Source organism: Actimicrobium antarcticum (assembly GCF_039536745.1).
In the GTDB taxonomy this organism is placed as follows: domain Bacteria; phylum Pseudomonadota; class Gammaproteobacteria; order Burkholderiales; family Burkholderiaceae_D; genus Actimicrobium; species Actimicrobium antarcticum.
In genome coordinates, this window is the sequence record NZ_BAAAZE010000013.1 from 264,085 (window position 1) to 270,830 (window position 6,746).

Genomic DNA, 6,746 nt, shown 5'->3' on the forward strand with positions numbered 1-6,746 from the left:
AAGTCGTCAAGCGATCCTCCTCGAAATTTACTGATTGGCCAGTGCCGCTACCGTATAGGCCAGCGCCTGCACGCCGAGCAACAGCTCATGCGGCGCGGTCTCTTCGGCGGCATTGTGGCTGATGCCGCCTTTGCTGGGCACAAAAATCATCGCCGTCGGGCAGTGCTCGGCCAGATACATCGCATCATGAAAAGCCCCCGAGGTCAGGCGCAGTGGCGGGCTCTGGCTGGCACGGGTGCAGGCCTGTTCGATCAGCCTCAGCATGCCATCCGGGAACAGTGTCGGCGCCCGCTGGAAGATGCACGCGACCGTCATGCTGCCGCGCCAGTCGGCGGCCTGCGTCATGGTGCGCAGGGTATGTTCGAAGCGCGCCAGTACCGCATCGTCGACACAGCGTACATCCACGCTGAAGGTGACCTTGCCGGGAATCGTGTTGATGGAATTCGGCCCGACCTGCCAGCGACCCAGCGTCAATCGCAACTGGCTGGTCGCTTCGCGCGCGGCGAGGCTGTACAGGCGTTGGGCGATGCCGACCGCTGCCGCCATGGCATCGGCCCGCTCGTCCATCGGGGTGGTGCCGGCATGTGCGGCCATGCCGGTGCAGGTGACTTCGAACCAGCGTACTGCCTGAATGCCGGTGACCACGCCGAGCGGCACACTGGCGCGTTCGAGCACCGGGCCCTGTTCGATATGCAGCTCGACGCAGGCCGCCATGGGCTGCTGCATCGGCCGTCGCGGCACATCGGCGACGGCCGCCAGCGCCGCATCGAGCGCGCTGCCAAAACTGATCTGGTTGCGGTCCAGCGATTCGCGGTACTGCGCCAGGCGCGCCGGTTCGACATACGCGCTGGAACCCATCGCACCGGGACCGAAGCGACTGCCTTCTTCATTGGTCCATGCGACGACGTCGATCGGGCGCAGCGTTGTGATACCGGCATCGTTGAGCGCGGCGATGACTTCCAGCCCGGCCAGCACGCCATAGGCGCCATCGAGCTTGCCACCGACCGGCTGCGTGTCGCCGTGGCTGCCGGTCAGGACCGGCGGCAGGTCGGTGCTGCCGCGGCGGCGGAAGAACAGATTGGCGCAGTCATCGATGCTGACTTCGCAACCGAGTGCGCGGGCCAAGTCGATCAGGTGGCGGCGGGACGCCAGATCGATCTCGGTCAGTGTTTCGCGCGCAACCCCGCCATCATCGCGGCCACCGAAACGTGCCAGTGCGGCAATCGCGGCTTGCAGGCGGTCGTTGTTGACATGGTCCTGGGCGCGTTCGGCGACGCTATGAGGTAGGTTCAAGAAAGTCTCCGGTGATGTCGTGGTGAGGTCATGAAAACAGCCGCGCAAGTTGGCGTGCGGCAGCCAGTGTCTGTGCATCGCCCCAGCGCGGTCCGATCAGCGTCACGCCGACCGGCATGCCGTTGGCGCCGGTGCCGAGCGGCACATGCACGCACGGGTTGCCGAGCAGGGTCCACATGCGATTGAAAATCGGGTCGCCCGTGGCGTTCAGGCCGGCCGGTGCCTCGCCCTCGGTACTGGGTGCAAGCACGATATCGACCTGCTCGAACAATGCATCGAAAGCATGGCGCGCGTTGGCCGCCAGCTGTTGTGCCGCAAAAAACCGCTGGCCATCGATTGCCTGACCGGATGCCAGCAGGGTGGTGAACGCTGCGCTCAGTCCATCTGCGTGCGACCGCAGTTCGGGCGCAAACGCGGCACTGGCTTCATACCCCATGATGGCGATTTGCGCTTCGGTCAAGCCGGCGCAGGCAGTCGGCAAAACCAGTTCGCCGATTGCCGCACCACCCAGTTCGAGCAGGCGTGCCGCAGTCGCCATCGCGGCGCGGGTGTCGCTGCCGGCGCGTTCCCAGTGCGGGGTCTGGCAGATACCGATGCGCAGGCGCGGATGATCGAAGGCCTGCAACGACAGGCGCGCCAGCGACCCGACGAAGAACGCCGCATCCTCGACGCTGCGGGCCAGTACACCGACCGTGTCGAGGCTGGGCGACAACGGCTTGATGCCCGCCAGTGGCAAGGTGCCGTGGGTCGGTTTGTAGCCGACGATGCCGCAGTACGCCGCTGGCCGGACGATGGAGCCGGCGGTTTGCGAACCGAACGCCACCGGCACCATGCCCGCCGCGACTGCCGCCGCCGAACCGCTCGACGAGCCGCCCGGCGTGTGCGGCGTCTCGACCGGCGCACGCGGGTTGCAGGTCGGTCCCGGTTTGAAGGTGGCGAACTCGGTGGTGACGGTCTTGCCCATGACGATTGCGCCCGCCGCCCGGCTCAGTGCCACGCAGGCGGCATCGGTGGCAGGTCGGTGTTGCGCATAGATCGGCGAGCCGTAACCGGACGGCATGTCGGCGGTATCCATCAAATCCTTCACGCCGATCGGCAGCCCGTGCAGCGCGCCGCTGGCAGCACCGGCATCGAGCAGTCGGGCCTGCTGCAACGGCAGCGCCGGATCAAAAAATTGCCAGGCCCGGATACGCGGCTCGTCGGCCTCGATGCGTGCGATGCAGGCGCGTACCACCGCTTCGGCAGTGATGTCGCGCGCGCTGATCTTGCGCACCAGTTCGTGCAGGGGCAGTGCAAGCAGTTTGTTCATAGTCTGGTCTCCTTGTCAGCCGAAATACGCGGCGCGTACTTCGTCATTGCCGGCCAGTTCTGCCGCCGATCCTTGTGCCACCACCCGGCCCTGCGACAGCACGTAACCGTAGTGCGCAATCGCCAGAGTCTGGCGCGCATTCTGTTCGACCAGTAGCACGGTGATGCCGAGCGTGTTGATCTGCTTGATCACATTGAAGTTCTCCTGCACGAACAGCGGCGACAAGCCGAGCGACGGTTCATCGATGATCAGCAGGGTCGGTTCGGCCATCAGGCCGCGACCGATCGAGACCATCGCCTGTTCGCCACCCGACATGGTGCCGGCCAGCTGGGTGGCACGTTCCTTGAGGCGCGGGAAAATTTCATACACGCGCGCCAGCCGCTCGCGCACGCGCGCCGCATTGGTTTCCAGGAACGCGCCCAGCGCCAGGTTTTCGGCCACGCTCATGCGCGGAAATACCTTGCGGCCTTCCGGGATGCAGGCGATGCCGCTGCCGATGATCTTGTGGGTTTTTTCACCGGCCAGGTTGCGACCCTGCCAGTGAATGGTGCCCTGGCGTGGCGGCGTCAGGCCGAGGATGGAACGAATCAGCGTGCTCTTGCCGGCACCGTTGGCGCCGAGGATGCAGGTGATCTTGCCGGGGGCGACATCGATGCTGACATCGTGCAGCACATTGACCTTGTCGTAGCCGGTCGTGAGTCCCTTGACGGTGAGTGCGGTCAGCGTGGTCATGCGGTTTCCTCTCCGAGATAGGCGGTCTGGACATCGCGATTGGCGGTGATTTCCGCGTAGCTGCCTTCGGCGATTTTTTTGCCGTAGTTCAGTACCAGGCAGCGATCGGTAATGCGCTTGATGACATTCATCTGGTGCTCGATCAGCACCACCGACAGGCTGGGCAGTTTGCTGCGGACCTGCAGGATATCGTCCATCAACGCATCGGTTTCATCGTGGGTCATGCCGGCCGAAGGTTCGTCCAGCAGCAGCAGGCGCGGCTGGCTGATCAGGGCACGGCAGACTTCGATACGGCGCCGGTCTATCATCGAAAACGTCTCGACCGGCTCGAACAATTGCGCCACCAGCGGCGGGCTGAAGATGTTCAGCAGCGCGGTCACTTTCTCGACATACGCATCGTATTCGGCCCGAAAAGCCTTGCGCCGGAACAGGTTGAACACCAGCCCGTGCTGCATGTGCTGGTAGTCGCCGATGACGATGTTATCGAACACGGTCAGTGGCAACGAGAGGCGCGAACGCTGGAACGTGCGCGCGACGCCGCTGCGATAAATGTCCTGCGGCGACTTGCCGATCACCTCGGCACCATCGAGCGTGATGCTGCCGCCGCTGGCTTTGTACAAGCCGGTCAGCACGTTGAAGAAGGTGGTCTTGCCGGAGCCGTTCGGTCCGAGCAGGCCGAGGATTTCGCCCTCGTGGATGGTCAGGTTCAGGTGGTCCAGCGCAGTCAGTCCGCCGAAGCGCATGGTCAGGTCGGTGACGGTAATCATGGCTTGGCCTTGGTCTGAAAGAACAGTCGGGTCTTGCGCGGCAACAAGCCATCGGGCCGGAACAGCAGGATCGCAATCACCAGTGCGCCGTAGAACAGGTAGCGGTACTCCTGGATGAACTGCAGTTTTTCCGGCAGCACCAGCACGATCACGGCGGCCGGGATCAGACCAAGCGGATTGCCCAGTCCACCCAGAATCACGATCGACAGCATCAGCAGCGAATCGGCAAACGTGAAGTTGTTCGGTGCCACAAAACCGGTCAGCATGCCGTAGACACTGCCGGCGATTCCGGCAAAGAAATTGCCCATCATGAAGGCCACCACTTTCCAGCGCGCGATGTGCAGGCCGAAGGTCGCGGCGGCGGTTTCATCGGTGCGCACCACATCCATGCTGAGACCAATCCACGAGCGTTCCAGTGCTTTCACGATCACGAACACACCGGACGCCATCGCCAGGCTGAGTAGTGCATAGCTGACGTAAAACGAAAAGTCGATGCCGAACAGGCTGAAGCCGTCATTGAACGCATAGCCGAACAGCGTCATGCCGGGTACCTGCAAGCCTTGCGGCCCGCCCAGCACATCGTTGACTTCGATGAAGGTCTTGAACAGGATGCCGAAGGCGATCGTCACCAGCGCCGCATAGTGGCCGCGGGTCCGCAGCACCGGCAGGATCAGCATCGAGCCGATCAGTGCCGCCATCACGCCCGACAGCACGATGATCAGCAGGTGCGGCAGGCCGGTATGGGTGACCAGCACGGCCGTGGTGTAGCTGCCGATGCCGAAGAACGCCGCACCGGCAAAGTTGGCCACGCCCGAAAAACCGAACTGCAGCGTCAGGCCCAGACAGGCGGTGGTGTAGAGCAGCACGGCGCAGATCATCAGCAGGGCAAAGTGCGCATTGTAGAAAGCCGCGATCAGCGCGAGGATGCCGCCGAGCGCCCACAGGCGTGCCATGCCGGGACGGTGGGCGGCAGCGTGTTCGATCTGATGCATCGCACCGGAGCGGCGACTGAGGACGGTCGCGGCGACGGCGGTGATCAGCAGGATGGCCACGCCGAGCTGGGTTTCGGCATGCAGGAACAGCCACATGTAGACGGTGATTGCGATGGTCGCAAGTGCCAGCACGAGGGCAGGGCGGCGGGAAGTCGGGGAAGTAGTCATCAGACGCGCTCGCTGGATTTCTCGGCGATCAGGCCGGTGGGTTTCCAGGCCATCAGGATGATCACTGCCGCGAAGGCAAACACATCCTTGTAGGCGCTGGCGATATGGGGAAACAGTGCAGGCAGTGCGGCGCTGCCGAAGACCTGCAGCGCGGCGAACAGGAAGCCACCGAGGATCGCACCGTAGATATTGCCTAGCCCGCCAAGAATGGCGGCGGCAAAGCCGATCACACCCAGCAGCAGGCCGACATTGAAATTGATCTCGCTGTAATACAGGCCGTTCATGACACCGGCCAGTGCGGCCAGGCCCGAGCCGAGTGCGAAGGTCATCAGCACCACTGCCTCGAAATTAATCCCCATCAGACGTGCGGTTTCACCATCCTGCGCCACGGCGCGAATCGCCATGCCTAGGCGGGTGCGGGTAATCAGGAAGTGCACGCCGGCGATGGCGGCAATGCCGCTGACGAGCAGGATCACGCTATCGGCACGCAATGAAAAACTGCCGAACTGCATCGCGCCGGTGGGCAGCAATGCCGGGAACGGTTTCGGGTTCGAGCCATCCGGATAAAACAGCCGGACCGCTTCGCGCAGTACCGTCCCCAGCATCAGCGTGGCCAGCAGCGTGTTGAGCGGTGGCGCTTTATGCAGCGGCAAAATCAGGAAGCGGGCGATCACTGCGCCGAGCAATCCGGTGACGCAGACGGCGCTGATCACGACTGCGATCAGTTGCACCCAGGGTGAGGTGATGCCCAGCGAGGTGACCCACAGCGAGGTGGCCAGACCGGCGAAGGCGCCGACCATCAGCGTGTCGCCGTGCGAGAACTTGATCACGTCGAGGACGCCGAAAAACAGCGTGAAGCCAACGGCGACCATGGCGTAGATCACGCCGAGCATCAGTCCGTTGAATATGTATTGTCCCAACATGCTCATCATTTTCCTTTGGTTGGTTAGTGCTTCGTCATCGATTCGGAAATGGGCCGGTGGCCGGTTCCGGAACCGCCGATCGTAGGTTGGGCTGCGAAGCCCAACATGCGTCAAGCTTCCTTGGCGGTTGGCCGTCCGCCGTCTGCCGTCTGCCTTCTTCGGTAGCTAAAACGGGTTGCGCTCCGTTGATGCAAGCCGGGTGCGGCCCGGCAGCCGGTCACTTCTTTTTGCTTCGCCAAAAAGCAGTAACCAAGAAAAAGGCGACCGCAAGACCGCTGCCCTACGGGTTCCCAAAAACCGGGTACGGCAAGAGGGAAGCCCGCAAACTCGCTACGCTCAGACAGTGCGGGCTTCTGATCCTCTTGCCGCACCCGGTTTTTGGCAGCGATCTTTTTATGCGGAATTCAAGGTCAAGACCAAGCCAAGCCTTGGAACCAGCGAGATGGTCGTGCTCGCTTTGCGCGAGAAAACTGCCTCGTCGTGATCGACATCGAGTTCAAAACCAACGTCAAAACCAACATCAAAACCAACATCAAAACCAAAACCTACAAGGCTTTTACAA

The 6,746-nt window shown here is 62.9% G+C and carries 6 protein-coding genes; all 6 read right to left on the bottom strand.

Features of this window, described 5'->3' with window-relative positions; genetic code table 11:
• Window positions 1-27: 27 nt before the first annotated feature.
• From ABD720_RS16650 to ABD720_RS16675, 6 genes are read right to left on the bottom strand one after another with little or no spacing between them, the layout of a single operon-like run.
• The gene (locus ABD720_RS16650; RefSeq protein WP_344764954.1) at window positions 28-1,293 is read right to left on the bottom strand and encodes a M20 family metallo-hydrolase; all 1,266 of its coding nucleotides are present in this window, start codon (window positions 1,291-1,293) and stop codon (window positions 28-30) included.
• Between the two features lie 28 nt (window positions 1,294-1,321).
• Window positions 1,322-2,602, bottom strand: coding sequence for an amidase (locus tag ABD720_RS16655; RefSeq protein ID WP_344764955.1), 1,281 nt, complete (start codon window positions 2,600-2,602; stop codon window positions 1,322-1,324).
• A 15-nt stretch (window positions 2,603-2,617) separates the two neighbouring features.
• A complete protein-coding gene (locus ABD720_RS16660) occupies window positions 2,618-3,325 on the bottom strand; it encodes an ABC transporter ATP-binding protein (RefSeq protein ID WP_344764985.1) in 708 nt (235 codons plus the stop codon).
• Between the two features lie 5 nt (window positions 3,326-3,330).
• Window positions 3,331-4,101, bottom strand: coding sequence for an ABC transporter ATP-binding protein (locus ABD720_RS16665; protein ID WP_344764957.1), 771 nt, complete (start codon window positions 4,099-4,101; stop codon window positions 3,331-3,333).
• Window positions 4,098-5,261 carry a branched-chain amino acid ABC transporter permease gene (locus ABD720_RS16670; RefSeq protein WP_344764959.1) on the bottom strand — a complete coding sequence of 388 codons (1,164 nt, stop codon included), beginning with the start codon at window positions 5,259-5,261 and terminating at the stop codon, window positions 4,098-4,100. Before ABD720_RS16670 ends, ABD720_RS16665 begins: the two co-directional genes overlap by 4 nt.
• Entirely contained in the window at window positions 5,261-6,190 is a 930-nt protein-coding gene (locus tag ABD720_RS16675) for a branched-chain amino acid ABC transporter permease (RefSeq protein WP_344764961.1), read from the bottom strand. Before ABD720_RS16675 ends, ABD720_RS16670 begins: the two co-directional genes overlap by 1 nt.
• Between the last annotated feature and the right edge of the window lie 556 nt (window positions 6,191-6,746).